Below are 25,961 nucleotides of genomic sequence, written 5' to 3' on the forward strand. Positions count from 1 at the left end.
ACAACTGTGGCGAGATTCAGCCGTCAACCGTCGCCGAATGCCACGATAGTTGACACGACTCCGCCCAGGGCAGGAGGATCAAGGCGCCGCGTGAAGGCCGCATAGGCAAGAGGGGTGACCTCCCGATGGCACATCAGGCAGGAGGGCAGCGGTCGGTACCGCGGCCCGTCCCCGACACATCCGAAGCCCAGGAAGCACAGGCGTACCTCCAGGACTACGCCGCGCTGCTGGAGTCCGTGACGTTCCCGTCCGTCGTCCTCGACCACCGCTGGGACGTCGTCCTGGCCAACTCCGCGTTCCGGACACTCTTCAACGGCGTGGGACCGCACCCGACGGCCATGCCGGGCGACAACTTCCTCCGCTTCGTGCTCTTCCACCCGGACGCCGCGACGGTCCTCGGCGACCACGAGTCCAGCTGGTGCCTGCCGATGCTCGCCCACTTCGCCGCCGCCGTGGAGTGCCACGGCCAGGACCGGGGACTGCAGTCCATCCGCCGGGAGATCGCCCAGGACCCCATCATGGACGCCGCCTACCGCCACGGCCTCCCGCACTGGCTCCGCACGGTCGGCCCCCAAGCCGGCCGGCACGACGGTGCCGTACGCCCCCTGGTCCACCCGGACCCGCGCTGGGGCGCCACCCACTGCCGGGTCGTCAGCGAGAGCCCCGACACCCTCCGCGACCTGGGCTATCACCGTATGACCCTCGTCCTGCGCGAGGTGGGCCGCCCGACCGACCCCACCCGCAGGACGCGCCGCCCCCGCCGCGCCACGTCGACCCACCTGAGCGTGGTGCCCTCTCCCGAGAGGTGAGCCGCACGCCCTCCGGCGCCGCCGGCGTTCAGGTCGCCGACGGCGCCGGAGGTCACTCCTTGTCCAGCGACGGCGCCGGAGGTCACCCCTTGTCCAGGGGGACACCCCGCTTCGCCGCCTGGATCTGCTCGTACACACGCGTCCGCAGCTCCGCGAAGCGCGGTGCCACGCGGGTGTGCAACTGGTCGCGTTCGGTGGGGAGGTCGATCTTGAGCTGTTCCTGTACGACGGTGGGGGAGGCGGAGAGGACCAGGACGCGTTCACCGAGGTAGACGGCCTCGTCGATGTCGTGGGTGACGAAGAGGATCGTGATGCCCCGCTCCCGCCACAGACCCCGCACGAGGTCCTCCAGATCGGCCCGGGTCTGGGCGTCGACCGCCGCGAACGGCTCGTCCATCAGCAGCACGTCCGGTTCGTACGCCAGCGCGCGGGCGATGGCGACCCGCTGCTGCATACCGCCGGACAACTGCCAGGGGTAGGCGCCCGCCGCGTCGCCCAGGCCGACCGAGGCGAGCGCGTCGTCGACCAGCTCACCCCGTCGAACCTTGCTCAACTTTTTCTGTTTCAGGGGTAGTTCGACGTTGTCGCGGACCCGCATCCAGGGGAACAGGCTGCGCCCGTACTCCTGGAAGACGACCGCCATGCCCGGCGGCGGCCCGTCCACCGGCCGTCCTCCCAGGAGGACTTCACCGGCCGTCGGGTCCAGCAGCCCCGCCACACACTTCAGCAGGGTCGTCTTGCCGCAGCCCGACGGGCCCACCAGACAGACCAGTTCACCCGCGTCGACGGTGAAGGTGAGGTCCCGCACCGCCTCGACCCGGCGGCCGGAACCCTCGTAGACCTTCCTGAGGCCCGATACGTCAAGCAAGGCGTGCATCGCCTGCCGCTCCTTCTCGAGTTTCACTACGACCGCCGGGAGGACGCGCGCAGACCGTGGTACCAGCCGAGCACACGCCGCTCGACCAGCCGGAAGACGACGGACAGCAGGAACCCGAGCAGACCGAGGACGAGGATGCCGGTCCACATGTCGGGGACAGCGAAACCGCGCTGGAACTGGACGATGGTGTAGCCCAGTCCGTTGCTGGACGCGGTCATCTCGCTGATGACCATGAGGATGATGCCGATGGACAGCGCCTGACGCAGCCCCGCGAAGATCTGCGGGCTCGCCGAGCGCAGGACGACGTGGCGCAGCCGGGCCGCGCCCGTGATGCCGTACGACCGGGCCGTCTCGGACATGACGGAGTCCACCGCGCGCACGCCCTCGACCGTGTTGAGCAGGATCGGCCACACGCAGCCGCTCGCGATGACGGCGATCTTCATCGTGTCGCCGATGCCCGCGAACAGCGTGATGACCGGGACGAGGACCGGCGGCGGCACGGCCCGCAGGAATTCGAGGACCGGTTCGCACACCGCCCGCACCCGGCGGTAGGAGCCGATGACCGTGCCGAGGGCGACTCCTGCCACGGCCGCCAGGGCGTAGCCGGCGGTCAGGCGCACCAGGCTGGGCAGGACGTCGGCGCGCAGCCGCTCGGCCGTCCAGACGTCCGGGAAGGTGCCGAGGATCGTGCGCAGGGGCGGCCAGAACACATCGGTGCTGTCGTCCGACGCGAGCCACCAGACGATGACCAGGACGAGAGGGAGAGCGAGCGCGACCAGCGGCCGGAGCAGTACGCGGCTCACACCGCCACCTCCCCGCGCACCGACTGGTGCCAGGCCAGCGCCCGCCGCTCCACGGTCCGCGCCCCCACGTTGATGAGCAGCCCCAGCAGCCCGGTGACCACCACCAGGGCGTACATCTCCGGCACCGCCTGCGAGGACTGCGCGACCGAGATGCGCTGGCCCAACCCCGGTGCCCCGATGACCAGTTCGGCGGTCACGGCCAGGATGAGGGCCACGGCCGCGGCCAGCCGGACGCCCGTCATGACGTACGGCAGGGCGGTGGGCCACAGGACGTGCCGGACCCGTGCCCAGGTGCCCAGACCGTAGGAACGGGCGGTCTCCTCGGCGACCGGGTCGACGTCCTGGACGCCGTACAGGGTCTGGATCAGGACCTGCCAGAAGGACGCGTAGACCACCAGCAGGAGCACCGACTGCAGTTGGCTGCCGTACAGGAGGACGGCGAGGGGGATCAGGGCCACCGAGGGGATCGGGCGCAGGAACTCGATCGTGGAGGACGTCGCCTCGCGCAGATGCGGCACGACGGCGATGACCCCTCCGGTGAGGATCCCGGCCGTCACGGCGATCAGGAGCCCCACCGCCCAGCCGGTGAGGGTGTCCCCGAGCGCCGTCCAGAAGGCCCCGTCGGCGAGTTCGCCGGCGAGGGCGCCGGCGACCCGGCTGACCGGAGGGAGGTAGTCGTCCTCGACGAGGCCGAGCCGCGGGGTCGCCTCCCAGAGGGAGAGGAACCCCGCGAGCCCGGCCGCGCCGAGAGCGGCGTCGGCTCCTCTCACGGGAGCAGCTTGTCCAGGTCCGGGGCCTTCTCGAACAGGCCGTCCTCCTGGCCGAGTTCGGCCAGCCGCTCGATGGAGGCACGGTCCGGCTCGGCGGGCCAGCGGGGCAGCACGACCGTCTCCAGCAGGCTCTCCGGGATCTTCGTGTAGGAGGTGATGATCTCCCGTACCTCCTCCGGGTGTTCGTCGGCGTACGCGAGGGACTCGGCGGTGGCCTCCTGGAACTTCTTCACCAACTCCGGGTTCTTCTGCGCGTATTGCTGGGAGGTGAAGTACATGGCCACGGTGAGGTCCGGGGACACGTCGACGAAGTTCGACGCGAGGACGGTGCCGCCCTGGGACTTGATGGTGGCGAGCGCGGGCTCCACGACGCAGGCCGCGTCGACCTGGCCCTTGGAGAGCGCGGCCGGCATCTGGTCGAACGGCATCTCCACGTACTCGACCTTCGACGGGTCGCCGCCGTCCTTGCGGACCGACTCGTTGACCGAGGTGTCGCAGATGTTGCCGAGGGTGTTGGCCGCGACCTTCTTGCCCTCCAGGTCCTTGGCGGACTTCAGCGGGCTGCCCTTCGGCACGGCGATCTCCGCGAAGTCGGCGCCCGCCTCACCGGTGGAGGCGACACCGTTCACCACGGCCTTGACCGGCACGTTCTTCGACTGGGCGACCAGCAGGGAGGTCATGTTGCTGAAGCCGAAGTCGAACTGGCCGGAGACGACACCGGGCACGATCGCCGCCCCGCCCTGTGCGAGCGTCGGCTCCAACTCGAGACCGCGTTCGCTGTAGAAGCCCTTTTTCTCGCCCAGGTACAGCGGGGCGACATCGATGATGGGGATGACGCCGAGCTTGAGCGTGGTGGTGCCGCCGGAGCCCGCGTTCCCGCCGTCCGAGCCGGAGCCCGACGAACCGCAGGCCGTCGCGGTGACGAACAAGGTGCCGGCCGCGAGGCCGATGAGCAGACGACGCATGATTCCCCCATATGGGACCGCTCTTCGACAGGCTGTGCGCACACCGCACAGAAGTGCTCAGCCGGAAGGTAGAACGCCACCGGTTTCGGGTCAATGGCCTTGCCGTGCACGGTCGTTGACAGTTGCAGAAGTGTGCTCCTAGCGTGCGCAGAGCGCACCCCCGTGCGTACGGAGCGCATGTGCCGCGCTTCGTTCGTGTGGTTTCCGTGCGGCTTCCGTGCTGTTCCCGTGCGGCGTCCGTGGGGCGTCCGAGCGGCTTCCTGGAGGCGACGATGCCCGATCGAGACCGGTTCGTCGGAGCCCGTGAACCGCACTTCGTCCGGTCCCTGGAGCGGGGCCTCGCGGTCATCCGGGCCTTCGACGCCGAACATCCCGCGCTGACCCTGAGCGAGGTCGCCCGGACCTGCGAGCTGACCCGGGCGGCCGCCCGCCGCTTCCTGCTCACCCTCGTCGACCTCGGGTACGTCCACACCGATGGCCGGCTGTTCCGGCCGACCCCGCGCGTGCTCGAACTCGGCTACGCGTATCTGTCCGGCTTCACCCTCGTCGACCTCGCCCAACCGCATCTGGAGCGGCTCGTCGCGCAGGTCGGGGAGTCGTCCTCGCTGTGCGTCCTCGACGGGGACGACATCGTGTACGTGGCGAGGGTCAGCGCGAGCCGCATCATGACGGCGACGATCACCGTGGGCACCCGCTTCCCGGCCCATGTCACCTCGGTCGGCCGGGTGATCCTCGCGCATCGGCCGGACGAGGAGATCGACGCCAGGCTCGCCCGCGCCGACCTCGAACCCCGCACCCGGCGCACCCTCACCTCCGCCGACCGGCTCAGGGCCGAGCTGCGCCGCGTACGACGCCAGGGGTACGCCCTCGTCGACCAGGAACTGGAGGAGGGGCTCCGATCGGTCGCCGCTCCGCTCCGGGACCGGGACGGCGAGGTGGTGGCCGGTGTGAACATCCCCGTCCACGCCGGCCGCACCTCCGTGGAGTCGGTACGCCGCGACCTGCTGCCCCACCTGCTGGCCGCGGTCGCCCGGATCGAGGCCGACCTGTGCGTGACGGGGACGGCCGCGGGCCGGCTGCGCGCCGTGGCCCCCGGCGCCGCCACGGGCCTGGCGGACGCGGCGACCGGCCGGGCCGACGCTGTCACCGGCCGGACCGATGTCGCTACAGGTCGAGCACCAGCCGCGACCCCTGACACCGGGACACACAGATGAGCATGGTCTCCCCGGACTCGCGTTCCTCGTCGCTCAGCACCGAGTCGCGGTGGTCGGGGGTGCCCTCCAGCACGTCCGTCTCGCAGGTCCCGCAGGTGCCCTCCGCGCAGGAGTACAGCACCTCGACCCCGGCGGCCCGTACGGTGTCGAGCACGGAGATCCCCACGGGCACCGTCACGGTCTTCCCCGTCCGCTCCAGCACGACCTCGAACTCGCTGTCCGGGCCCGTCTCCTGCTCCTTCGGCCGGAACCGCTCGACCCTGAGCGCCTTCCCGGGGCACCGCTCCTCGACCGCGTCGAGCAGCGCGCCGGGCCCGCAGCAGTAGACGAGGGCGTCGTCGGGAAGGCCGTCCAGCACGGACCCGAGGTCGAGCAGCCCGGCCTCGTCCTGCGGGGCGACGGTCACCCGGTCCCCGTACGCTCCCAACTCCTCCTGGAACGCCATGGATTCACGGCTGCGCCCGCCGTACAGCAGGGACCACTCGGCGCCCGCCGCCTCGGCCGCGGCCAGCATCGGCAGGATGGGGGTGATGCCGATGCCGCCGGCCACGAACCGGTAGCGGGGCACCGGCTCCAGGGCGAAGTTGTTGCGCGGCCCGCGCACACGGACCTTGTCGCCCTCGGCCAACTCCGTGTGCATGTAGGCCGATCCGCCGCGCCCGTCGGGCTCCCGCAGGACACCGATCCGCCACACCTCGCGGTTCGCCGGGTCGCCGCACAGGGAGTACTGCCGCTCCAGCTCAGGGCCCAGCAGCACGTCGATGTGAGCCCCCGGCTCCCAGACCGGGAGTTCCTCGCCCAGCGGGTGCCTCAGGGTGAGGGCGAGCACGCCGTCGGCCGCGAACTCCCGCCTTTCGACGATGAGTTCGGCTTCGTACGACGACGAAGGCGAGGGGGACGAGGTCATGTGCTGTTTCCTTGCGGCTCGTGTCCTTGGGGGTGGGCGAGCATCCACTCCCACATCTCGATGGGGTCCTGTGCCGTGTGCTCGCGTCCGCAGTGACAGGTGCCGTGCAGGATGTCCGTACCCGGCAGCCAGTCGATGCGGTAGACCTCTCCGGTCCGGAAGGTGGGCGGTGTGCTCACTGGACCTTCTCCACCGGCTTCTCACCCTGCTCGACCAGCCGGGCGAGGATACGCCGGGCGGCCAGACCGCCGGTGTCGATGTTGATGCTCAGCTCCTGGTAGCCGGTGCGCTCGGTGCCCAGTGTCTTCTGGAGCAGGTTCAGCGCGTCGACGTCCTGCATGACGACCGTGTGGTTGTTGCCCCTGAGGAACTCGGTGACCTCGTCGTTCTCGGTCGCCCAGTCCCGGGAGACCATCCAGAAGTCGTACACCTTGCCGTCCGCCGACGGGGTGATGGCGTAGGTGATCTCGGTGTGGAAGCCGTTCGGGTCGCTGCCGTCCGCCTCGGGGACCACGCCCACGGGGGCGATCCGGCTGTGCAGCAGGTACAGGCACGGGGCGAAGTACTCGATGTCCTGCCAGCGGGTGATCCGCCCCTCGATACCGGTCGACTTCGCGTAGAACGGCGGGCACTCGGCGTCGTCCATGTGCCGGCTCACCCGCACGACGCCCGCACCCTCGTCGACCTCGGTGGTGATCGGCGTCTCGGCGACCTCGGGGGTGCCGATGTAGCCGCCGTGCAGATAGGTCTCGTGGGACAGGTCGAGCAGGTTGTCGACGAGCAGTCCGTAGTCGGCGTCGATCGGCTCCATGCCGCGCACGGTGACCCAGCCGGGGGTGGCCAGGTGCTTGGCGCGCGGGATGGTCTGCGGGTCGGCGAGCGCCGGGTCGCCTATCCACACCCAGATCAGCGAGTCCTGCTCGACCACGGGGTACGAGGCCACGCGCGCCGTCCGCGGGATCCGCTTCTGCCCCGGCACGTACACACACGCGCCCGTCGTGTCGTACGTGAAGCCGTGGTACCCGCACACGATCCGGTCCCCGTCCAGCCCGCTCTCCGACAGCGGGTACCGACGGTGCACACACCGGTCGTGCAGCGCGACCGGCGTGCCCTCCTCCGCCGTGCGGTAGAAGACGATCGGCTCACCCAGGATCGTCCGGCCGAGCAGCTCCCGCCCCACTTCTTCGGCGTAGGCGGCGACGTACCACTGGTTCCTGGCGAAGGCGGTCATGTGAGGCATGGGGGTTCCCGTCCCTGTCGGCGGGGCGTCGTCGCCCCGCGTGCCGTGGTTGGGATCAGGTTCCTGACGGGTGCGGTCGCCGCGCAAGGCGGCTTCTGCCAGGCGGAAGTGTCTCTGTGAAAGGGCTGCTGAGGGCTTTGCCGAGCGTCTTGCAGAAGTGGGTGGGGGCAGCAGGGCGGAGCGAGGTGAAGTGATGAGGCCGGACCGGGGACGGGTGGGCTCGCGGCGCCCCGCACGCCACGTGTCCCTCGGCCACGGCATCCACTCCATCGGGGCACCGCTGGCCCGCTTGGAGGCGTCGATCGCGCCCGCGGGTGCTGCTGACCCGCCTGCCGGAGATGGCGTGGGCCCGGCCGACGGAAGGCGTCACCCGGCTGCCCGCGGGCATCACCCGGGGGCCGGTGCGCCTTCCTGCCACGTTCACGCCGGAAAAGGGTTCGGACGTGGCCTGATCTGCCCTGATCCGGCTGGGCACGACCAGGCAGGCAGCCTGTGCGCCGTGTGCCGCCGCCGCGGGTGGTGGGGCAGCGACCGACGGATCACTTCTAGCTAGACGCCTCATAGACGGTTCATAGACGGGCCTGACCGAGGATCACACCGGAGCCACGGACATCCGTCGCGACGACGAGACACAGACGTGAGCTGTCGAAAGGGTGGGGGAGGACGATCGTGCGGGTCGATGACAGGATGGGTGACCGATCAGAGGTCAGCCCCGGAGCGCCGGGGCTGCTGGGCCGCAGTGTGGAGACCGCCGCGCTGCGGGATCTCGTCCGGCGAGCCTGCGCCGGCAGCGGCGGCGCCCTCGTACTGCTCGGCGAGGGAGGCATCGGCAAGACCACCCTGCTCGACAGCGTGCACGCCGAGCACCGGACACTGCGTGTTCTGCGCCTGGAGAACACACAGAGCGAGACCGAGCTTTCCTTCGCCGGACTCCAGCACCTGACCGGTCCCTTACTGCGCCATTTAGGCGGCCTGCCGCAGCCGCAGCGCGACGCGCTGGGCGTCGCGCTTGGACGCCGCTCCGGCTCGGCCCCCGACCCGCTGCACCTGAGGCTGGCCGTCCTGAACCTGCTGTCGGCCGCCGCCGAGGAGCAGCCGGTCGTCTGCCTCGTCGACGACGCGCAGTGGATGGACCCCGGTTCGCTCGCCGTGCTTGCCTTCGTGGCCCGGCGTGTCGCCGCCCAGCGCGTTGCCCTCGTCTTCGCCGCCGAGGACATCGGCTGCCTCGGGGAACTGGCCGGCCTGCCGACGCGTGACGTCAGGCCGCTCGGTGACCGGGACGCACGGAAGCTGCTGGACGGCACCGTCCGCGCCCCGCTCGACCAGCGGGTGCGCGAGCGTGTTCTGACGGAGGCGCACGGCAATCCGCTGGCTCTGCTCCATCTGCCCCGCTGGATCGGACCGACGGAGATGGCGGCCAGGTCGGTCGGAGGATACAGGGGAGGGCCGAAGCGGCTGGAGGAGTCCTTCCGCATCCGCTTGTCCCAACTCCCCACCGACACACAGCTGCTGCTGCTCCTGGCGGCGGCGGAACCGGACGGCAATCCTCTCGTGGTGCGCCGGGCCGCGGCGCGGCTGGACATCGGCCCGGACGCCGCGGCGGTCGCGGAGGCCGCGGGCATCCTCGACACCAGTACGCGGATGTCTTTCCGCCACCCCCTCCTGCGGTCCATGGTCTACGCGGCGGCGTCCTCGACCGAGCGGCGGCGCGCGCATGCCACCCTGGCCGAGTGCTGTGACGCCATGCAGGAACCCGACCGCCACGCCTGGCATCTGGGGCAGGCCGCCGCAGGCTTCGACGAGGAGGTGGCCGGCCGTCTGGAGGATGCTGCGCGCAGTGCGGCGCGGGGCACCGGGGCGGCCGTCGCCTGCGGCTTCTGGGAGTTGGCCGCCGCTCTGACGGTGGATCGCCGGACCAGAGCGTCGCGGCTGCTGTCGGCGGCGTGCGCCAAGCGGGAGACAGGCGCGTTCCGCGAGGCACTCGCCATGCTGGCCTCCCTCAGACACGAACCGATGCCCGCCGCGGACCACGCCCGGGTTGCCTTGCTGCACGCGCGCACGGCGTACGCCGTGCAGCGTGACGAGGAGGCGGTGCGCCTCCTGGTGGACGCGGCACGTCTGGTGGCGGACGAGGACCCCGTTTCCGCTCGGCACGTCCTGCTCGACGCGTTCGCGGCCGTCGCCTACTCCGGACGACACCTGCCCCGGGAGCGGATCGTGGACATCGTCGCCCAGACGCAGCGGATATGCCCTGACCTGGCCGTGCCCCCGGACCCGTCCCCGGACACGGACGACTCGGCCGACGCCGAAAGCACAGAAAGCACAGAAAGCGCAGAAAGCACCGACGGCACTGACGGCACTGACAGCACCGCAAGCGCGGACGGTGTCGTGAGCCTTGTGCTGCGGGCCCAGATGGCCTCCGTCTCGAAAGGGCCCGTGGCCGCCGCAGCGCTCATGGCACGAGTGGTGCGGCGGTCTCTGGCCGAGGCCCGTTCCGATGCGCTGGACGACCCGAACGTGGCACGTCTCGCCAGCGACGCCGCCCTGTACGTGGGTGACGCGCGGGCGTGGCAGCGGCTGGTGGGCAGGCAGGTACGGAGCGCGCGCGAGAGACGGGACCACGCCGCACTGTCCATCGCGCTGAACCACCAGGCCATGGTGGACCTGCACTTCGGCCGTCTGGACGAGGCGGCGGAGCGGGTGGCGGAGGCCCACGGCATCACCGACACCCTCGGGATGGCGCCGCTGCGTTATGCGGATCTCGCGCTGGTCGCGTGGCGGGGCGACGAGCAGAGGGGTGTCCCGCTCATCGATCTCGCGGCACGTGAGGCCGCTGACCGCCGGGAGGGGCGGCTGCTGACGGCCACGGAATACGCCCGCGCAGTCCTGCACAACGGAGCGGGTCGGCCGGAGGCGGCGCTCGCGGCCGTGGGGGAGCTGTACGACGGTGCCGGTGCGGGGTACCGGGCCCTGCTGGCGGCGGAGTGCGCCGAGGCCGCCGCGGCCTGTGGGCAGACGCTCTCGGCCCGGTCTGCCTGCGAGGTGCTTCGGGACAACGCCCGGGCGTGCGGCACCCCGTGGGCCGAGGGGCTGTATCTGCAGACGGAGGCGCTGTTCCGGGACGGCCGGGAGAAGGAGGAGTCGTATCGGCGGGCCGTGGAGGAACTGACCCGGGCCGGTGCCGTGCTGCAGGCGGCCCGTGCCCACCTGCTGTGGGGCGAGTGGCTTCTGAAGACCGGGCGCCGCACTCAGGCTCGCCAACCGCTGCGGCAAGCATGGACGGTGTTCTCCGGTGCCGGAGCGCGGGCCTTTCGGACCAGGGCCGCCATCAGGCTCGGTGCGGCGGGCGAGCGGTCCGTGCGTCCCAGCACGGGCGTGCACACGCTGACGGCCCAGGAGTTGCGCGTTGCCCGCATGGTGGCGTCGGGAGAGACCTCGCGCGAGGTCGGCGCGGCCCTGTTCGTCAGTCCCCGTACGGTGGACGCTCACGTCCGCAGCATCCTGCGCAAGCTCGACGTCCCCTCGCGGCGTCAGCTCCGCCACGTGGAAGGACTGCGCCCGGCCGAGCGGAGCGAGCTGTGAACCCGCTACGGAGCCTGCGGCGGCCGCGAACCGGTCCACCGGCCGGGACCACGCCCCCGGCGCGAGGACACGGATGATCACGTCCCCTGCCGGGCCGGCCGGAGGCGTGGGACCTTGCGTACAGGAGGCGAGCCCGCCCACGGCGACGCTCCTTCCGGCGGCGCGGCGCGCCGTCCGAGCCCGCCTTTCGAGTCCTCGGCCGCAGCGGCCATTCGGACGGTTCCTGGGAGTGGTACTCCCAGGTACACGGCGGCCTGGTGCGGGAGACAGGACGCGACGACGGTGGTTGCAGCCGGCCCGCCCAGGTGTCGGCGGTGTCCCTCCGATCGAATGTGGGTGTGTCTCATGTATCTCGACGATTCCGTACGCAAGGGCCTGCTGGACCGGCTGAGCGCCTCGGCCGGCGACCGTGACAGGCGTGTACTGCTCACGGGGGCCACGGTGGTCACCATGGATCCGGCTCTCGGAGTGCTGTCCAGAGGCGATGTACTGATCGAGGGCGAGGTGATCGCCGCGGTGGGCGAGGACCTGCGGGCGCAGGGCGCCGCCACGGACGCGGTGGTGATCGACGCCACGGGATGCGTCGTGGCACCGGGGTTCGTGGACACGCACCGACACGCCTGGGAGACGCAGTTGCGCCGCGTCATGCCGGACGTGGACGACCTGGGCGGTTACGTGACCACCACGCTGTTGGGATACGCACAGGTGTACCGCCCGCAGGACATGTATGTCGGCACCCGGCTGGCGGCCCTCACGGCGCTCGACAGCGGCATCACCACCATGCTCGACTTCTCCCACAACTCGCGCACGGCCGCGCACTCCGACGCGGCGGTGCAGGCGCTGGCGGACTCCGGGATCCGAGGCGTGCACGCGGCGATGGCCCCACACTTCGGTGACTGGGACAAGCAGTGGCCCTCGGACGTGGCGCGGCTTCAGAAGGAGTACGGCAGCGGCCTCCTCACCTTCCGTATCGCCACGCTGGCGACGGGTGAGATCGCGGGCCCGGAGCTGGAGTACGGGCCGCGGCTGGCCGCGGCGGCCCGCGAGCTGGGTGTCGGAGTGAGCGTGGACGCGGTCTTCGGGCTGCCGTCGTCGCGGGCGATCCTGGAGTGGGAGCGGCAAGGACTGCTGGGTCCGGACCTCACGCTGATCCACTCCACCGGCCTGACCCCGGACGCGTGGCGGGCCATCGGCGACAGCGGGACCACGATCGCGCTGGCGCCGACGTCGGACGCGCAGATCGGCCTGGAGTCGGCGATCCCGGCGGTGGACGAGGCGCTGGCGGTAGGGGTGCGGCCGGGACTGAGCATCGATGTGGAGGTCGCGTTGGCCAGCGACATGTTCACGCAGATGCGGGCCCTGCACGCCATCCAGCGGATGCGGGCGGTCAACGCCGCCTACGGCACCGATGCGCGGCCGCGCCGGATCAGCACCCTCGACGTGCTGGACTTCGCGACTCTGCAGGGGGCCCGGACGAACGGGCTGGGTGAGGTGACCGGTTCGCTCACGCCGGGCAAGCAGGCCGACGTGCTCGTGGTCCGCGCCGAGGACGTCAACAACATGCCGCTGAACGACGCGGTGGGCACGCTGGTGCTGGGCACCGACGCCCGTAACGTCGACACCGTCTTCGTCGCCGGGCAGGTCCGCAAGTGGGACGGACGCCTACTGGACGTCGACCTCGCCGCCCTGCGCGACGACGTCGCCACCTCCCGCGACCACGTCCTCAACGCCGGTACCACCTCCTGACCCTCGCCCGGCCCCGCGGGCAGACGGCGCCACCGTCGGGTGGCGCCGTCCTCGCGGGTGAGGGGCCACCAGGCGCGCCGCTGCCCTACGGGCTCGTCCGTGCCACATCACATCTGCCGGGCTACCGGCCGACGTGGAAGCAACCGTGCCCGGCCGGCCCGTCCCGAGCGGCCGGCCCGGCTCGGCGTCCGCCGGCGAGGGGGTGTCACCGGCCCCGACGGAGACAGGGACGCCTCCCCTGCGGCGTCGCGTGCGCGGACTCGGCGCACCCGGCCGCAGGCCTTGAGCGGCCTCGGGAAGATCCGGCGTGGGAGGGATCCCCCCTGGAAGCCGTGGACAGTGCCGAAGCGCCGCCCGGCGTTCCCGTCCGCACGGGCCCTGGGCGATCTCCTCACCGGTGCGGCCGATGGAGTTCCACCGCAGGAGATCTTCTCGTCGAACGGCTCACTGCCCAGGAGCAGCAGTCCGCTCTCGGTGACGGCCCGCCGGGGAGCTCCCGGCGGCCGCACTCCCAGGTACAGCGGGCAGGGCGGCAGGCCATCGAGGAAGTCGCGCCCCGGCACGCCTCGCCGCGTCCGGGGCGCACCGTCGCCGCGCCCCGGACGCGGCGACGGTGCGCCGGCTCTTCTTCGACCCCTTCACCGGCCGGCAGGTACGCCAGTTCGGTGAGTTCCTCGACCGCGTCCTGACACGGGTCGACGCGGAGACGGCGGACCCGGCCCGAGCGCCGCCCACCGCTGAGCCTGGGTGGAGCGCACCCAGGAAACACGCGGCCTGGTACCGGCCGGTGCCGCGGGCGACGGTGGATGTCATGAACACCAACGACGCCTCTTCGCCCGCCCCGCACCCCTACGTCGGCATGTGGGTCACCGCCGACGGGCACATCCGCCAGGAACTGCTGCCGGACAGCCGCTACGACGAGGCCCGCGGCACCCGGCAGAGCGCCTACACCGGCAGCTACACCGTCACCGGCGATCACATCGACTACGTAGACGACACCGGCTTCACCGCCACCGGAGACGTCCGCGGAGGTGTCCTCTACCACGAACACCTGGTCCTGTACCGCGAGGACGAGATGCCGGCCCGCGACGGCCGCTGATCCGGCTGTCCCGCCCCGCGCACGGGCGGGACAGCCTTCCTCTCCCCCGCACTTCGTCCGCCCCGGAACCATGGAAGGCACACGGACATGGAGAACCTGGAACTGGTCGTCGCCGTCGCCGCGGCCGTGCTCGTCACCGGATGGACCGTCCGCCGCACCGGCCTGAGCGAACCCCTGCTTCTGCTGGGGGCCGGCTGCCTCATGGGCATGACGCCGCCCTTCGACGCCGTCACCCTCTCGCCCGAGACGGTGTTGCTGCTGTTCCTGCCCGCCCTGTTGTACTGGGAGGCGCTGACCTCCTCGGTGCGGGAGATCCGCCACAACCTGCGCACCATCGCCCTGCAGTCGACCGTGCTGGTCCTGGCCACCGCGCTGGCGGTGGCGGCCGTGGCCCACGCCTTCGGCTACCCCTGGCCCCTGGCCCTCGTGCTCGGCGCGGTGCTCGCGCCGACCGACGCCGCCGCCGTGGCCGCCGTGGCCCGCGCCATGCCCCGGCGCATCCTGACCGTGCTGCGCACCGAGAGCCTCCTCAACGACGGCACCGCTCTGGTGCTGCTCGCCGTCGCCATCGAGGTGGTCGCCGAGGACGTTCCCTTCAGCTGGGCGGGGACCTCGGTGCGCTTCATCGAGTCCTACGTCGGCGGCATAGCGATCGGCGTGGCCGTCGCCCTGCTGCTCAGGTGGGTACGGCGTCGGCTCGACGATCCGCTGCTGCACAGCGTCCTCAGTGTCGCCACACCGTTCTTCGCCTTCCTGCCCGCCGAACTCCTGCACGTCTCCGGTGTCCTGGCCGTCGTCACCTGCGGACTGGTCAGCAGCCGGTACGGACCCCGGGTGATCAGGCCTGACGCCCGTGTGCAGGCCTCCGCCTTCTGGGAGGTCACCAGCCACCTCCTCAACAGCGCCCTGTTCGTCCTGGTGGGCATGCAACTGCCCGCCGCGGTCCGGGCCCTGACCTCCACGGACCTGCTGCAGGCCGTCGCGGTGGCCCTCGCCGTGAGTGCCGCGGTGGTCGGAACGAGGTTCCTGTGGTTCTACAGCGTCCCCTACGCGGTACGTCTGGTGGACCGGCGGCCTGTACAGAAGGCGCGCCGGATCGGGGCGCTGCAGCGACTGCCGCTGGCCTGGGCCGGCATGCGCGGCGCCATCTCCCTGGCGGCCGCTCTCACCATCCCGGCGGTGACCGCCGAAGGACGTCCCGTGGATCACCGGGACGCCATCGTGTTCACGACCGTCGTCGTCATCGTCGTGACCCTCGCCGTGCTCGGTCCGACCCTGCCGGCCGTGGTCCGGTGGGCACGGAGCGACGCCGACGACGAGCAGACCGCCGAGTCCGTCCTCGCACACCGCCACCTCAGCGCTGCCGCGCTGCGCGCACTGCCCGCACTGGCCCGCCGCCACGGCGTCGAAGCGGGCACGGTCGCTCAGCTGGAACGCGACATCAGCGACCGCGTCCACGGCGGGGAGGCCGCCACCCGGCGCAGCCACAGCGCCCACCAGCTGGAGGCCGCGCTGCTCCGGGTCAAGCGGCAGGCGCTGACCGAGCTGCGGGACGCCGGGCACATCGACGACATCGTGCTCCGCGGCGTTCAGGACGTGCTGGACGCCGAGGACGTACGGCTGTCGCTCAAGGCGGCGCGGATGCCGATGGTGACCGGCGCACCGAATCCGGAGGCGGTGCCACCACGCTCTCCCTAGCCGGAGTTCCGCGTACACCAGGCTCTTCCCTCGCACGGCGGCGCTCCCGACACCCGGGAGCGCCTTTCGTGGCGCCGGGCCAGGGCGGATGTTCCTGCGGGACCGGTCAATCGGTGACCACGGCGGGCGGGCGTCGCCCGCACACCCCGCCGTCCACGCTCACACCGCCCGCGGCCGCCGCGCATGGGCGGCCTGTGCCCAACCAGCAGGCGGGTCGGCATCGCGCCGACCGGTCGGCTGCTTCTCCCTCGTCGACGGTCGTACCTTCCAGGGTCCGTCGCGTCGCTGGCAGCGAGAGGTGACGATGATCATGTGGCGGGATGAAAGGCAGCTCAACGCATAGGATGTGACGCGCTTTCGCTACTTCGCATACCAGTAAACATACGAACTGCTCCTGAGCGCCGAAGCTGCTCGGCGTCTCGCACACGATGAGGGATCATGGGGGGATCGGGTACGTCACGCCTTCACTTCGCGGTGCTCGGCCGGCTTCGGGCGAGCCGCGACGGCATACAGCTGGACCTCGGACCGCCCCAGCAGCAGGCGGTGGCCGCGGTCCTGATCCTGCGGCAGGGCCGCGTCGTGAGCAGGGACGACCTCGTGGGTGCCCTGTGGGACGTCCCGCCCCGGCGCCCGGAGACCGTGGTGCGTACATACGTATGGCGCCTGCGTAATCTCCTGGAGCCCGATCGCGCGTCTGGCGAGCCGTGGCGTGTTCTGCGGTCCGTGCCCGGCGGCTACTCGCTGAGTCCGGCCGACGGCACGCTGGACCGGGAGATGTTCGAACAGCAGGTGGCCGAAGCGCGGATCCGCGGCGCGGCCGGTGACTCGGCGGGAGCCCGGGACCTGTTCGACACCGCCCTGGCGATGTGGCGGGAGCCGACACTGACAGGGATACCCGGTCCCTTCGCGGAAGCCGAGCGCTCCCGGCTGGAGGAACGCCGCCTGGACGTGGTCGAGGCCCGCCTGGAGGCGATGGTGGAGCTCGGCGAGTGTGCTGACGCCGCCACCGATCTCAGCGCGCTCGCCGAGATCCACCCGCTGCGCGAAGGCCTGCACTATCTGCTGATGCAGGCGCTGCACCGCACCGGCCGCCAGGGCGAGGCACTGGCGGCCTACCGCCGGGCGCACCGCCTGCTCGCACGCGAACTGGGCATCGAGCCCAACGCCCGCCTGCAGCAGTTGCACGCCGACATCCTCGGCCGCACCGCTCCTTCCGCCCGGCCGCCCGAGGTCGTCTCCCGTCAGGAACGGGCGCCCCGTCAGATCCCCCATGCGGTGGCCGACTTCACCGGCCGCGCCCGGGAGACCGAAAGCATCAGGAACGCTCTGTCGCACCCTCCGGCGCAGGCACTGCCCATCGTGCTGGTGACCGGAATGGGAGGCGCCGGGAAGACCTCCCTGGTCATGCACAGCGTGCAGAGCGTGCTCGCCGCCTACCCGGACGGGCAGCTCTACGTCGACCTGCGTGGAGCCGACGGAACGCCCGCCGACCCCGGCACCGTGCTGGCGTCCTTCCTGCGCGCCCTGGGCGAGCGCGACTCCTACATCCCGACGGAGCTGAACGATCGGGCCGCCCTGTACCGCTCCCGGCTGGCCCAGCAGCGCGTGCTGATCGTGCTGGACAACGCCGCCGACATGGACCAGGTGACCCCGCTGCTGCCCGGCGCCCCCACCTGCGCCGTGGTCATCACCAGCCGCAGCGGCCTGGCGACCCTCCCGGTCAGCCTGCGGATCGTCCTCGGAGCACTGCCCCTGCGAGAGGCGATGGGACTGTTCACCCGGCTCATCGGGGCCGCCCGCGTCGAGGCGGAGCCACGTACCGCGCACCGCATCCTCACCGCCTGCGGGGGACTGCCGCTGGCCGTGCGGATCATCGGATCCCGGCTGGCCGCGCGCCCCGCATGGAGCCTGGCCGACCTGGCGGAACGCCTCGCCGACGAACAGCACCGACTGTCCGAACTGACAGTTGACACGGTCACCGTCGAATCCAGCTTCGCCCTCGGATACGGCCAACTCGACGACCTCACGCGCCGGACCCTGCGGCTGCTCGCCCTGCCCGCCCACGGTGTGTACGACCTGACGACCGCGAGCGCCGTGCTCGACTTTCCGGCGGAGACCGCCAAGGCCCTGCTGGAACGGCTGGTCGGCGTCGGGCTGCTGGAGTCGCCCGCGCTGGAGCGCTACCGCTGTCACGACCTGGTCCGCCTGTTCGCCCGACGCCTGGCTGCGGAGACGGACCCCGAACAGGTCCGCCACGCCGCGCTGGGACGCCTCCTGGATCTGCATCTGGTCGCCGCCGCCGAGTCCTACCGTGTCATCCGGCCCGGTCACACAGTGGCGCGCACGGCACTGCCCGTCGTGCCGGGAGGAACGCGCTTCGCCGGCGTCGACGAGGTGCTCGCGTGGAGCGCCTCCAGTCTCGACGACATCCTGATGCTCCTGACGCAGACAGCGGCCACGCACACCGACCGCGCCGCGACGCTGCTGCTGATGCTGGACGCCGTGCTGATGAACGCCCACCTGTGGCACCAGATCATCCCGGTGGCCACCCTCGTCGCCGACGCGGCCGCCCACGCGCACGACGGGCGTTCCGAGGGCCGTGCCCGCTACATCCTGGGCGGAGCGCTGTCCCAAGTCGGGCGGCTGAGTGAGGCGGAAAGCCAGGTGGCCCGGGTACTGCAGTCGTCGTGTGAGGGGGATGAGGACGTCCGCGCCATGGCACTGAACGTTCAGGCCATGGTCGTCGGTCACCGCGACCCGGTTCGCGCTGTCCGTTTGTTCCGAGAGGCCGCCGCCCTGGCCGGACGGCGAGGCAACCGGTCCCTGGAGTCGATGGTGCTGGGCAACGCAGTCCAGACCCGGCTGAGCAGTGAGGGCATCGACGAGCAGACCGTGGCCGAATCGGAGCGCCAGGTCGAGCTGTCCCGACAACTCGGCGACCGGCAGGGAGAAGCCCTGTCGAACTACCGCTACGGGCAGGTGCTGGTACGCCAGGGTTTGCTCGATGAGGCGATCGCCGTCTATCAGCACGTCCTGGGGCTGCTGGTCGAAGGGGATTGGGACTTCGTACGCGCGGGTACCCTCATTCGCCTCAGCGAGGCGTACACCGCGGCGAACCGCCTGCACCCGGCCGTGCGGTGTGCCGAAGAGGGGCTGAAGCTGACCAGGGCGGTCCGGCATGAGCAGTTGGAGGCTCTGTCCCTGCGCGCGCTCGGCGACGCCCTGGCCGCGATGGGCCGTGCCGAGGAAGCGGTGGAGCACTGGCGGAAAGCCCTGGCCATCCTGCGCCATCTCGGTTTCCAGGGCGACGCCGCAACCGTGGAGGAACGTCTCGCCGCTGCTGCCCCTTGACACCGCTTCGGACCTGCGCCACTCCGCCGCGCGATCCCCTGACGCATGATCAGCCCTTCGCACGCGCCGCGGGGTCTTCCGGCCCGCGAACGGGAACTTGCGACGATCGGCGACCTCCTCGCCGCGTCCGGTGCGGGCCGCGGCGGCACGCCGGTGGTCGCGGGTGAACCCGGGCTCGGCAAGACGGCCCTGCTGCGACGGAGTGCCGACGACGGGGGAGGGTCACGCGGTGTCTGATGGCTCCCCTCTTCGGCCGCCGATCTCCGGCGCACTGACGACGCGCAGGGTGGCGGCGCGGGCAACGGGTGCGGTGATGAAGCCGACGGGGCCCGGCCAGCCGAGTCCGTACTTCTGCGCATAGGCGGCATCGATCCGCTCCAGCAGGGGGAGGTCCGGCACGGGTTCGAAGTGCGCCTGCACGATGCCGTCCGCGCACCATACCTGTGCGGAGGAACCCGCCACCTGTCGGTGCCACCACGTCCGAACCCCGGACAGGGCCCGGACATACACATCGTCGTCCACGCTCACGATCCACAACTCACAGGTTCGATCCGTGTCTTGAGCCGTCGTGACACGTAGCGTGACCTGCATGTGCCGCCCCAGCCGAACCGACCGTTCCACGTGCAGCCTCCTCCGGATTCCGTCCGCCGCCACCGGGCGGAGGCTCGGTGACGGCCGACGGAACATGCGCAACGGCAGGAGGCCGACCCATGGGGGTACGGACACGTGGCCTTCCAGCCGTTCGTGCGATCGGGAACACCACTGTGTCGGAACCGCGAAGAGGCCGCTTCGGTGAAACTCGCCTAGCCCGACCCGGTTCGCGGTGTGCGGGGCGGGTCGAGCGGTGTGGGTGCGGCTCGGTGTGCTCAGACGGACCGGGGTCAGACGGAGTCGATCACGAGCGCGCCGGCGGTGGCGAAGGTGTGCCGGAACTCCTTGAGGGGCTTGTAGTCCTCGGAGTGGTAGAAGTCGAGGACGGCCTGCTTGTCGGGGAACTCCAGGATCACTCCGATGCCGGGACGCTGGTCGGCTTCCAGGACGATGCATTCGGTGTCCCGGGCGATGGGCCTGCCGCCGTAGCGGGAGACCACGTCGAGCGTCCGGGACTCGTAGTCCCGCATCTTCTCGTCGTCCTGGGGGGTGACGCTGATGACCATGTAGGCACTCAACTGACCGCATCCTTCGTTAGTTCGCAATGACGTGAACTATTGAACTGTAAGGCACCTGCGAGGCAAAACGCCAGGTCTGTGAATCGGGGCACATGGATTCGTCAGTCCGCAAACTTGCGTACACTCGAAGAGTGAAAGCGCTGACGCATCCCGCCCGGACCGAACTGCGCATCGAGTCGGTGCTGGACGCGATGGCCAACCCCACGCGGTTGAGGATCATCGAGCGCCTCGCCCGGGGCGAGGAGCTGACCTGCGGGACGACGCTGCCCGACGTCTCGGCCTCCACGGCCAGCCGCCACTGGCACGTCCTGCGCGAGGCCGGCGTACTGAGGGCCCGCCGGGAAGGCCGGATCATCCTGCACAGTCTGCGCCGGGACGACCTGGACGCCCGCTTCCCCGGCCTGCTCGACAGCGTCCTCGCGGCCGTACGCGACGCCCAGGAGACAGCGGCCGAGCCGGACGGCCGCTGACCCGGGTGCCTTCGTCGCGCGGAGCGGGCGGCACGCACCGCAGGTGCGGATCCGCCCTCCTTGCCGGGGCCTCGGGGCCGCGGCTTCCCCTCTCGGCACCGCCCGGCGGCGCCGATCACCAGTCGCAGGTGCTCGACGGCGCGGGTGCCACCGACGCTGCCGTGACTGACGAAGCCGGCGGCCTCGTTGTTCCACTCCTTGTAAAGGAAACCGATGGCGGGCGGTGGAGCGCGGGCTTACAGCTCGCCCGGGCGCCCGTAGCGGTAGAAGAAGGGACCGATCTGCGCGGCGAGGGCGCGGGTGAGCGCCGAGCTGTTCTCCAGCAGCCGCGCACCGGGGTCGAGGTCGCCCACGTACAGCGGGTCGAAGCCCGCGTCACGGATGAGCCGCTCAGTGACTTCCTTGGCGCCGGGTTCGGCCGCGAAGAGGTTGCTGGGCACGACCCGCTGCGCGTCGATCTGCTCGTACGCGGCGGCGAAGACGGTGGAGAACGACTTGGCGGTGGGCCCCCCGATGACCGCCTTGATCTGGTGGGAGAGAGACGGGTAGGTCTCGTCCCGTGTTCCGTAGAGGTTGGTGGCGTCGACGGTCACCTGGCCGGCCAGCCCGGTCACCTTCCCCAGTGCTGCGGCGATCGCGTCTCCGGGTACGGCCACGACGACGACCTCGGCGTCGCAGGCATCGCCGCCCTCGCGTCCCAGCGCGGTCACCTGGTGGCCGGCCTGCTGCCATCTGCGGGCGAGGCCACCGCCGACGCGACCCCGGCCGATGACGGTGATGTCCATGCTGACCTCCTTGTTGATTCATCAATGAATTAGCCCGGTGATTGCTGGCACGTCAGCAATCGCTGTGCGCCGAAAGACGATCAGCCGAGCAGCGTCCGCCGCAGCCACGCCGCCCTGGCCGCGCGTGCCCGCTTCGACAGCTCGGCGTCCGGGGCGAGCGCGTCGAAGCCGTGGAAGCCCCCGGGCCACACGTGCAGCTCCGCCTCGCCCCCGGCCTGCCAGACGCGCGAGGCGTAGGCGACGACCTCGTCGCGGAACGTCTCGGCGGAACCTACGTCGATGAAGAGCGGCGGCAGGCCGGACAGGTCCTCGGCGCGCGCGGGCGACGCGTAGGCCGTGACGTCCGGGCCGCCGCGCCGCTCACCCAGCAGCGCCGTCCAGCCCGTGTCGTTCGCGGTGCGGTCCCAGGCGCCCACACCGGCCATCTGGTGGGCGGACAGGCTGTCGTTGCGGTCGTCGAGCATCGGGCAGACCAGCAACTGCCCCGCTGGCACGGGGCCGTCGAGGTCCCGGGCGAGCAGCGTCAGGGCCGCGGTCAGGCCACCGCCGGCGCTGGGCCCCGACACGACCAGCCGGCCGGGATCGACGCCCAGCTCGTCCGCGTGGTCCACGGTCCAGCGCAGCCCCGCGTACACGTCCTCCAGCCCCGCGGGGAAGGGGTGTTCGGGGGCCAGCCGGTACTCGACGGACACGAGCACGACGCCCAGCTCCTGCACCCAGTCGAGCATCTCCCCGATGAGGTTGCGGTTGTCCCCGAGGATCATGCCGCCGCCGTGGGTGAAGTAGACCGCGGGCCGTGGCCCGGTGGAGCCGGCCGGTCGGCAGATCAGCAGCGAGATCTCGGGAGCGCCTTCCGGCCCCGGGACCCGGCGCTCCGTGAAATCGATCGCACCACCCCGGTGCAGCTCGTCGTCGGTCGGCGCCGTGGCCGCCATGAACGCGCGCAGGGCCGGGATCATCTCTGGCAGGACAGCCGACGGCATGGTGTGTGCCAACTCCGTGAGAACGGGCACCAGTTCGGGGTCGAAGGGGGGTGGCGGTCCGGGGCGGGACGTGTCGGTCATCGGTGTCGGTGCACTCCTGTCGGGCGGGACGGCACGCGCGCAGGGGCCGAGCACCCGGACTGCCTGCCGTGACGGACGGAAGAAGGCCGACCGGCCGCCGTGCGGGGCGGCCGGGGCTTCGGACATGGCTCGGGCCCGGCCCCGGCCTGGGGCAGCCAGGTGGGGGCGAGCCGCGGGTGGCACGGACCGAGCCGTTGCCGTGCCACCCGCGCTCCTCGTCCCCCTGGGACGAGGAGCGCTGCTCAGCCCTTGTTCTGGCCGAGCAACTGGAGCTCCCAGGCGAGGCTGGTGCCGAAACTGCCGCCGTGCTCCAGAAGGATCTCGGTCATGCCGGGAACGGTCTCCTCGCGGGCCCAGTCCCGCTGCCACTCGGAGATGACGGTGCCGGAGCAGGTGGGTATGACACCGGCCTGGATCATCCGCTCGATGCCGCGCTCATGAGCTTCGGTGGTGGTGGCCCCCGAGGCGTCGGTCACGGCGAAGACGCGGTAGCCGTCGGCGAGGGCGTGGATGGCGGGCCAGGCCAGGCAGATGTCCGTCCACAGACCGGCGATGACGAGGTCCTTGCGCCCGGTGGCCGCGACGGCGTCCACGACGCGCTGGTCCTCCCAGGTGTTGATCGCCGTACGGTCGATCGGCGTCTGCTCCGGGAAGACGTCCTGGAGCTGGCGGATGATGTGGCCGCCACGGTCCTCGACCACTGTGGTGAGGATGGTGGGGACGTCGAACAGTTTGGCGCCCTTCGCCAGCGCGGTCACGTTGTTGACCACCAGGGTGGCGTCCATGCTGCGCATGCCCGCGAACTGGGCGCCTTGGTGGTCGATCAGCAGCAACACCGACTTCTCAGGGGTGAGAAGGGCGTCGAGGCCGGTGTACGTGATGCCCTTGGCTGCCATGAATTCTCCGATGGTTGTCGAGTGACGGACGACCCCGGATGCGGCCGCCTCGACCAAGGTCGCACCGGCGGAGCCGGCCCCGCATCGGTGACGAGTACGTACGTGATGACGCACCCTCGTCGGACCGTTCGGTACGTACCTGAAGTCCGGGAGGGAGGACGACTGCCGCAACGAGGCAACGAGGCAACGAGACAACGAGGCAACGAGGCAACGAGGCAACGAAGCGGCGACGCGACGGCCGAACGCGTCGCGCACAGGCGGCCAGTGCGGCCAGTGCCGGTCGGCGACCCCACGCTGCCCACACTGCGCGATCCACGGACCTTCGACGGCCTGACCCGTCTCCTCCTCTCCGGCGGAGCCTGGCCGGCCGACGATCCGCAGCCGGTGGGCGAGGTGCACGTCATGGCCGGTCTCGACAACCGGTGGAGCCCCACCGCCGACACGGCGGCCCCGTCGTCACCGGCCTGGTGCGGGTGGGCGACATCCTCGTCCGCACGAACCCGACCCTGACGCAGGGCATCTCCCTCGCCTTGTGGGCGGCCGCACGGGTGGCCCATACGGCCCACCACGCCACCCGCCACGAGGAGTTCGCCGGGTCCTACGACCGGTGGGCGCACACCGTCCTCAACCCCTGGTTCGACCCGCGGGTCGCGGCGGACAAGCCTGTCGGCCGACGGAGTCGTGGTAGGCGCGGCGTGCGGCCCCGGCGGTCTGGTCGTAGTCCGCGATGGGGTCCTGCGTCTCCTGGGAGGAGCCGGCCCAGTCGGTGCGGAACGCGGACGGCTCGACGGTCATGACCGTGATGCCGAGAGGTTCCACCTCGTGCCGCAGGCTCTCCGAGAGGCCTTCGACGGCGAACTTGGTGGCGCAGTAGTAGCCGACGGCGGGATGCCCGACCAGTCCGCCGATCGAGGTGAGGTTCACGATGGTGCCCGAGCGCCGGGCGCGCATGCCCGGCAGGACCGCGTGAATGACGCGGGCGACACCGTGGAAGTTGACGTCGAAGAGACGTCGCGCGGTCTGCGGGGAGGGTTCCTCCACCGCTGCGAACTAGCCGATGCCGGCATTGTTGACCACGACGTCGAGCCGGCCGAAGTGCTCTTCCGCCCGGCGTACCGCTTCCGTCACGCCGACGTCGTCGGCGACGTCCAACGCCACGGCGAACGCGTTGTCGCGGGCACCGAGATCCTTGATCTGCTCGGTCCTGCGGGCGGTGACCACCACACGAAACCCTTTGTCGAGCAGGTGTGCGGCGATGCTCCGCCCGAATCCGGTCGAGCAACCCGTCACCAGCCAGACCGGCGCATCTTGCCTGCTTTCCATGATTTCTCTCCTTCAGCTCTGTCGAGGACCGATATCCGGTTGCTCGGGAACCCCTGAGAAGAGAATGGCCGTTGCGCTTTCCGACAGGCAGGCCACGATTTACCTGGGAGAAGGACTCCTGGGAAAGGCTGTCCTGGACCGCCCGGGAAAGGGCGCGCGACGCAGCGCACCGCCGGGCCCTCCCCGGGGCCGGCGGTGCGCGGAACGCCCTTTCTCAGCTGTCGGTACTCGGCTCCTGCCGGCTCGGAAACGTCGGCGCTCCGATGGAACCGAGCAGGGACAGCGCATCGGCCGACGCGGAGCCGGGTTCGGTGTGCAGGACGACGAGTTGCTGTCCGGGCGCGCTGCGGATGTGCAGTGCTTCGTGGCGTAGTTCCAGGTCGCCGATGGCGGAGTGGCGCATCTGCTCGACCTCGTACGGGGGGACCCGTGAGTACTCCCGTGCCCAGAGGGACCGGAACTCGCCACTGCGCACCGACAGTTCGCCGACGAGTTCGAGGATACGCGGATCGTCCGGCGTCTCCGTGGCCGTCTGCTGCAGGTCGGCCACGGCTCGGTGCTCGGCACGCCGGGGATCACGGTAGAAGGCCTTGGCCGCGGGGTCGAGGAACAGCATGCGCAGGACGTTGTCCTGCTGGGCGAAGTCCGAGTACAGGGCCTGCGCCAGGTCGTTGGCCGCCAGGATGTCCTGGGCGTGGCCGATGACGAAGGCGGGTGTCCTGGTCCAGCTCTCGATCAACTGCCGCAGTGGAGGGTGGGCGCGCTCGACACGGAAAGGAGACCTCGTGCGGCGTGTGGTGGGCCGTGCCGTGCGGAGGAGGTGCAGCCGGTCCTCGTCGCTCAGTTGGAGCACGCGAGCCACCGCTTCGAGGACCCTTCGCGAGGGGTTGAGTTCGCGTCCCTGCTCCAGCCGCACGTAGTAGCCGGCGCTGACGCCGGCCAGGGCCGCGACCTCGTCGCGACGCAGCCCCGGCACCCGTCGGCGGCCGGTACTGGGCAGTCCTACGGCCGCGGGGCTGAGGAGCTCCCGTCGGGAGCGGAGAAACCGGCCCAGCCCTTCCACCGTGGCAGGGTGCTCTTCTTTGTCCATGTCATCGAGGCTAGAGGGAATCTGCCGTGAAAGGGCACGCTGACCGTGGGTGCATCACTCCCAGGATCGAGGGAGGCAACGGTGGTCGGCGGGTATTGTCGAA

General features: G+C 71.1%; 23 protein-coding genes and 2 pseudogenes. 10 read left to right on the top strand and 15 right to left on the bottom strand.

Features of this window, described 5'->3' with window-relative positions; translation table 11 throughout:
- Window positions 1-125 precede the first annotated feature (125 nt).
- A complete protein-coding gene (locus OG202_RS41065) occupies window positions 126-809 on the top strand; it encodes an MmyB family transcriptional regulator (protein ID WP_328224408.1) in 684 nt (227 codons plus the stop codon).
- Window positions 810-891: 82 nt separating this feature from the next.
- Here OG202_RS41065 and OG202_RS41070 read toward each other — a convergent pair whose 3' ends face one another.
- The 4 genes from OG202_RS41070 to OG202_RS41085 are packed head-to-tail and all read right to left on the bottom strand — an operon-like array spanning window position 892 to window position 4,224.
- Window positions 892-1,686, bottom strand: coding sequence for an ABC transporter ATP-binding protein (locus OG202_RS41070; RefSeq protein ID WP_327726828.1), 795 nt, complete (start codon window positions 1,684-1,686; stop codon window positions 892-894).
- Between the two features lie 26 nt (window positions 1,687-1,712).
- Window positions 1,713-2,489 (bottom strand): ABC transporter permease, encoded by a 777-nt coding sequence (locus OG202_RS41075; RefSeq protein WP_327726827.1) that lies wholly within the window; start codon window positions 2,487-2,489, stop codon window positions 1,713-1,715.
- On the bottom strand, window positions 2,486-3,259 hold the full coding sequence (locus OG202_RS41080; protein WP_327726826.1) for an ABC transporter permease: 774 nt from the start codon (window positions 3,257-3,259) through the stop codon (window positions 2,486-2,488). Before OG202_RS41080 ends, OG202_RS41075 begins: the two co-directional genes overlap by 4 nt.
- Window positions 3,256-4,224 carry an ABC transporter substrate-binding protein gene (locus OG202_RS41085; protein ID WP_326574618.1) on the bottom strand — a complete coding sequence of 323 codons (969 nt, stop codon included), beginning with the start codon at window positions 4,222-4,224 and terminating at the stop codon, window positions 3,256-3,258. Before OG202_RS41085 ends, OG202_RS41080 begins: the two co-directional genes overlap by 4 nt.
- Before the next feature lie 272 nt (window positions 4,225-4,496).
- Between OG202_RS41085 and OG202_RS41090 the strand changes: the two genes are divergently transcribed.
- Window positions 4,497-5,438, top strand: a complete 942-nt coding sequence (locus OG202_RS41090) for an IclR family transcriptional regulator domain-containing protein (RefSeq protein WP_327726825.1) — start codon at window positions 4,497-4,499, stop codon at window positions 5,436-5,438.
- Here the strand turns inward: OG202_RS41090 and OG202_RS41095 are convergent.
- From OG202_RS41095 to OG202_RS41105, 3 genes are read right to left on the bottom strand one after another with little or no spacing between them, the layout of a single operon-like run.
- Entirely contained in the window at window positions 5,389-6,345 is a 957-nt protein-coding gene (locus OG202_RS41095; RefSeq protein ID WP_327726824.1) for a PDR/VanB family oxidoreductase, read from the bottom strand. The two genes, OG202_RS41090 and OG202_RS41095, sit on opposite strands and share 50 nt — an antisense overlap.
- Window positions 6,342-6,524, bottom strand: a complete 183-nt coding sequence (locus tag OG202_RS41100) for a hypothetical protein (protein ID WP_326574615.1) — start codon at window positions 6,522-6,524, stop codon at window positions 6,342-6,344. The genes OG202_RS41095 and OG202_RS41100 overlap by 4 nt, the downstream gene beginning before the upstream one ends.
- Window positions 6,521-7,585, bottom strand: coding sequence for an aromatic ring-hydroxylating dioxygenase subunit alpha (locus OG202_RS41105; RefSeq protein WP_327726823.1), 1,065 nt, complete (start codon window positions 7,583-7,585; stop codon window positions 6,521-6,523). Before OG202_RS41105 ends, OG202_RS41100 begins: the two co-directional genes overlap by 4 nt.
- Window positions 7,586-8,272: 687 nt before the next feature.
- Here OG202_RS41105 and OG202_RS41110 point away from each other — a divergent pair.
- From OG202_RS41110 to OG202_RS41135, 6 genes are all read left to right on the top strand, one after another.
- A complete protein-coding gene (locus tag OG202_RS41110) occupies window positions 8,273-11,167 on the top strand; it encodes a helix-turn-helix transcriptional regulator (RefSeq protein WP_328224409.1) in 2,895 nt (964 codons plus the stop codon).
- A gap of 345 nt (window positions 11,168-11,512) precedes the next feature.
- Window positions 11,513-12,913 carry an amidohydrolase family protein gene (locus tag OG202_RS41115; RefSeq protein WP_327726820.1) on the top strand — a complete coding sequence of 467 codons (1,401 nt, stop codon included), beginning with the start codon at window positions 11,513-11,515 and terminating at the stop codon, window positions 12,911-12,913.
- A gap of 811 nt (window positions 12,914-13,724) precedes the next feature.
- Complete coding sequence (locus OG202_RS41120) at window positions 13,725-14,012, top strand: Atu4866 domain-containing protein (RefSeq protein ID WP_327732070.1); 288 nt, start codon at window positions 13,725-13,727, stop codon at window positions 14,010-14,012.
- A gap of 87 nt (window positions 14,013-14,099) precedes the next feature.
- Window positions 14,100-15,710, top strand: a complete 1,611-nt coding sequence (locus tag OG202_RS41125; protein ID WP_328224410.1) for a Na+/H+ antiporter — start codon at window positions 14,100-14,102, stop codon at window positions 15,708-15,710.
- A 438-nt stretch (window positions 15,711-16,148) separates the two neighbouring features.
- The gene (locus OG202_RS41130; RefSeq protein WP_328224411.1) at window positions 16,149-19,061 is read left to right on the top strand and encodes an AfsR/SARP family transcriptional regulator; all 2,913 of its coding nucleotides are present in this window, start codon (window positions 16,149-16,151) and stop codon (window positions 19,059-19,061) included.
- A gap of 45 nt (window positions 19,062-19,106) precedes the next feature.
- A complete protein-coding gene (locus OG202_RS41135) occupies window positions 19,107-19,298 on the top strand; it encodes a hypothetical protein (RefSeq protein WP_326574608.1) in 192 nt (63 codons plus the stop codon).
- Here OG202_RS41135 and OG202_RS41140 read toward each other — a convergent pair.
- Together OG202_RS41140 and OG202_RS41145 are read right to left on the bottom strand one after the other, a co-directional pair.
- Entirely contained in the window at window positions 19,284-19,748 is a 465-nt protein-coding gene (locus OG202_RS41140; RefSeq protein ID WP_327750282.1) for a DUF2255 family protein, read from the bottom strand. The two genes, OG202_RS41135 and OG202_RS41140, sit on opposite strands and share 15 nt — an antisense overlap.
- A gap of 194 nt (window positions 19,749-19,942) precedes the next feature.
- Window positions 19,943-20,230, bottom strand: a complete 288-nt coding sequence (locus tag OG202_RS41145; RefSeq protein WP_327726817.1) for a DUF1330 domain-containing protein — start codon at window positions 20,228-20,230, stop codon at window positions 19,943-19,945.
- 131 nt (window positions 20,231-20,361) lie between these two features.
- On the opposite strand from OG202_RS41145, the gene OG202_RS41150 reads away from it, so the two are divergent.
- Window positions 20,362-20,700 carry an ArsR/SmtB family transcription factor gene (locus OG202_RS41150; protein ID WP_327726816.1) on the top strand — a complete coding sequence of 113 codons (339 nt, stop codon included), beginning with the start codon at window positions 20,362-20,364 and terminating at the stop codon, window positions 20,698-20,700.
- A gap of 110 nt (window positions 20,701-20,810) precedes the next feature.
- Here the strand turns inward: OG202_RS41150 and OG202_RS41155 are convergent.
- The 4 genes and pseudogenes from OG202_RS41155 to OG202_RS41170 form a co-directional block, all read right to left on the bottom strand.
- Window positions 20,811-20,918: pseudogene (locus OG202_RS41155) on the bottom strand (NADPH-dependent FMN reductase); the annotation flags it as partial.
- 18 nt (window positions 20,919-20,936) lie between these two features.
- Window positions 20,937-21,485, bottom strand: coding sequence for a dinucleotide-binding protein (locus OG202_RS41160; RefSeq protein ID WP_326574605.1), 549 nt, complete (start codon window positions 21,483-21,485; stop codon window positions 20,937-20,939).
- 80 nt (window positions 21,486-21,565) lie between these two features.
- The gene (locus OG202_RS41165; RefSeq protein ID WP_328224412.1) at window positions 21,566-22,549 is read right to left on the bottom strand and encodes an alpha/beta hydrolase; all 984 of its coding nucleotides are present in this window, start codon (window positions 22,547-22,549) and stop codon (window positions 21,566-21,568) included.
- Window positions 22,550-22,791: 242 nt separating this feature from the next.
- Window positions 22,792-23,445, bottom strand: coding sequence for a hydrolase (locus OG202_RS41170; RefSeq protein ID WP_326574603.1), 654 nt, complete (start codon window positions 23,443-23,445; stop codon window positions 22,792-22,794).
- Between the two features lie 264 nt (window positions 23,446-23,709).
- Between OG202_RS41170 and OG202_RS41175 the strand changes: the two genes are divergently transcribed.
- Entirely contained in the window at window positions 23,710-23,955 is a 246-nt protein-coding gene (locus OG202_RS41175) for a hypothetical protein (protein ID WP_328224413.1), read from the top strand.
- A gap of 114 nt (window positions 23,956-24,069) precedes the next feature.
- Here OG202_RS41175 and OG202_RS41180 read toward each other — a convergent pair.
- Window positions 24,070-24,768: pseudogene (locus OG202_RS41180) on the bottom strand (SDR family NAD(P)-dependent oxidoreductase).
- 214 nt (window positions 24,769-24,982) lie between these two features.
- Window positions 24,983-25,858: a helix-turn-helix transcriptional regulator gene (locus OG202_RS41185; protein WP_327726814.1), complete on the bottom strand. Its 876-nt coding sequence runs from the start codon at window positions 25,856-25,858 to the stop codon at window positions 24,983-24,985.
- Window positions 25,859-25,961 lie beyond the last annotated feature (103 nt).

This window comes from Streptomyces sp. NBC_00310 (assembly GCF_036208085.1).
Lineage (GTDB): Bacteria > Actinomycetota > Actinomycetes > Streptomycetales > Streptomycetaceae > Streptomyces.